Source organism: Helicobacter japonicus, assembly GCF_000762845.2.
Lineage (GTDB): Bacteria > Campylobacterota > Campylobacteria > Campylobacterales > Helicobacteraceae > Helicobacter_C > Helicobacter_C japonicus.
Window position 1 is genome coordinate 1 of sequence record NZ_JRMQ02000031.1, and the last position, 2,710, is coordinate 2,710.

The following is a 2,710-nucleotide window of genomic DNA, read 5'->3' on the forward strand; positions in this document are numbered from 1 at the left end:
ACAATGAAGAAAAGTATAATAAGATTTTAAGTTATTTTGATAAGAAGCTAGGTGATAGAGATGACTTTCCACATACTAAGCAGTATTCAAGGAGGATAAAACTACGCCTACTTATATACCACAATGAATATTATAAAGGGCAAAGCATAACTTCTTTTGTCGAACAGCTCAAGATAGATAATAAAGCAATCACTACGCCCAAAGAAAAATATAAGCTAGATTTTGATAAATTAAAATCTATCATGTTGTGGGCAGAATGGGATACAAGGCGAATCAATTTTTATGGCAATGAGGGAAGTATGGAAATTACTTGGGATTTTAAAAGTCCTGTATCTTGTTGGCAATCTTTATTTATACTAAAAATGTCAGAAGAGAACCAAGTGAAGTAATTTGTTTTAAAAACAACAAATCTATTCCGTGCGAGGATTTAAAAAATGACAAATAAACAACAAGTGCAAAGATTAAGAGATTGTGCAGAACTAGCAATGGCTGCTTATGGATATTTTCATTTAGAAACAAGTGAGAAAAATCCAACATTTATTAATGTGAAAGACAACAAAGAACAAGAAATTCAAAAAGAAATTTCGCTTACTGACATTCTTGATATGACCTATAAAGATTACAAAGTTTATATACCAAGTCGTTTGCCAACTCTCAAACCCGATAAAGTAGGCACACTCAATGGCGACTTCACTCCCACTCAAGCAAAAAACTTCTTTGAACGCTATGATTTACTAGAGCATCAACCTAATACCAATTCAGGATTCTCCGCCACTCTCTTTAAAAACACAAAGGCAGATTCTAAAGATTCAGAATATATCTTAGCTATAAGAGGCACAGAACCAAGCAATAATGGTGATATAAAAGCAAACGCTAGAGTGGTGGCATTAGGACACATTCCACAAGAACAATATGAAGATATGATTAGATTTTATTATCAATGCGCTAAAAAATATCCTGCTATCACTCAACCTAAAAGCTTAAATGTAGTTGGGCATTCTCTTGGAGGTTGTCTTGCTCAAATATTTGCTCTCTCTTTTGCTAAGGGTTCAAATAAAGATTCTAAACCAAAAGACCCCAATGCTTCTACTACTGAATCTAATCAAGATTCTATCATTAATGAAGTCTATACTTTTAACTCTCCCGGTGCAAAGAATCTAAAACCTCCTTATGATATGCTTATTTCCATTCCCAAAGTTACTAATGATATAATTAAAGAATCTTTGTTTGAGTTTTATAAAAAGGCGATAAAAAATAAAGCTAAAGAATTAAAAATCAATGGGTTTGGTTTAGAGGCACAAATAGAATTTCAACTCAAAGAAATACTTAACAATCATACAGGTAATATCGCTTCTACACACTTTGGAATAAGCTTTTTCACAAGGAGTAGCAAAGAGATGGATTATGCTTATGTTAATTATGAAAAAATCCCTGATAATTTACTCCAGCCTTACCAAACCCTAATCCATAACTACAATAACAGAAACAAAAAGGGTTATAAACTAGGTATCAGTGATAAGGTGTTTCATATAGAATCCAAAAATCAAGCAGATAAATATCATCACGCAAAAGAATCCTATAAAGAAAATGCCGCACAGCATTTAGGCAAAGATATAGAAGGGAATTACTTTATCCTGAATCTCAACTTTGGGGGATTGGATTCTCATAAAATCTCTTCTATGGCAAAGACTTTATACTTTTATGCTTATCTGTATGAGGTAAATGAATCTCTTATTGACACGACAAGCAAAGAAGTAAAAATAGAATATGAGCTACACCAAGATGAGTTTTTAAAAGAACATAACGAAATAGATACCCAAGAATATAGAGAACACAAAAAAGCTTTGGAATATTGCAATAGAATTAGTTTAGCTATTAATACAATTTTGCGCAATATAGAATTTCAAAAAGCATTAGCGACAAGTTCAAGTGATGATGTATATATTCCAAAAACTCCTAATTGGCTATATGCTATCATAGAACAAAGGGTATTTGAGGCTACTATAAAAACACAACAAAATAAATTTTTAATCAAGGAAGATACGAGTGATATTATAGAGGCAATCTTATATTTACAACAAAACAAGGTTTATATTCAAATTTTAGAAGAAGATACAATTAAAAATATTACTCCAGATTCTCCATTATCTCAACTTTTTGCAATACAAGAATCTTCATTTTTTATTAGCACAGATGAAAATACAAATCCACTAATCAAAGATACACATACAGCCAATCGCCTTATAGGGTATAGAACACCGAGAGCGAAAATATTTTGTGGGCATCATAAAGCAGATACTATATTAGTAAATTGCTATAAAGATGTAACTTTAAAGCATTATCCTAAAGCAATCAATGAATAAGAGGAGGTCTTATTAGATGAAAAATAAATTTAAACCACAAAGATTTAGAATATTCCAAAATGATAATCAAATAGTTCTTAGTGTAGAAAAAGATAGATTTTATATTGATATAGAGCAGTTACTTCCTACGATTAATAATTTCACTAAAGAGGAGAAAAAAAGTCTAAATGATTATGATATATCCATTGTCTTTATGGGCATAGAACTCACAGGAGGCACAGAATCTCCCAATCCTCTTTTTCAATACTTCTTTGGTGAATTAGATAAAGACAATACCATTAAACAAGATACACCAAGTTATTACTTCTCCCCTAAAGATGAAGAAAATAATCTAGGCACACTTCTTA

The 2,710-nt window shown here is 31.3% G+C and carries 1 protein-coding gene and 2 pseudogenes; all 3 read left to right on the plus strand.

Annotated elements, in window-relative coordinates; translation table 11 throughout:
- Positions 1-389 (plus strand): annotated as a pseudogene (locus LS65_RS09980) (hypothetical protein); the annotation flags it as partial.
- Positions 390-434: 45 nt separating this feature from the next.
- The gene (locus tag LS65_RS09555; protein ID WP_138129865.1) at positions 435-2,363 is read left to right on the plus strand and encodes a Tle-like phospholipase domain-containing protein; all 1,929 of its coding nucleotides are present in this window, start codon (positions 435-437) and stop codon (positions 2,361-2,363) included.
- Between the two features lie 16 nt (positions 2,364-2,379).
- Positions 2,380-2,710 (plus strand): annotated as a pseudogene (locus LS65_RS09560) (hypothetical protein); the annotation flags it as partial.

Bases quoted from the DNA above. Each gene is read 5' to 3' on its own strand.
- LS65_RS09555 (WP_138129865.1), top strand. From the start codon at position 435: ATGACAAATAAACAACAAGTGCAAAGATTAAGAGATTGTGCAGAACTA.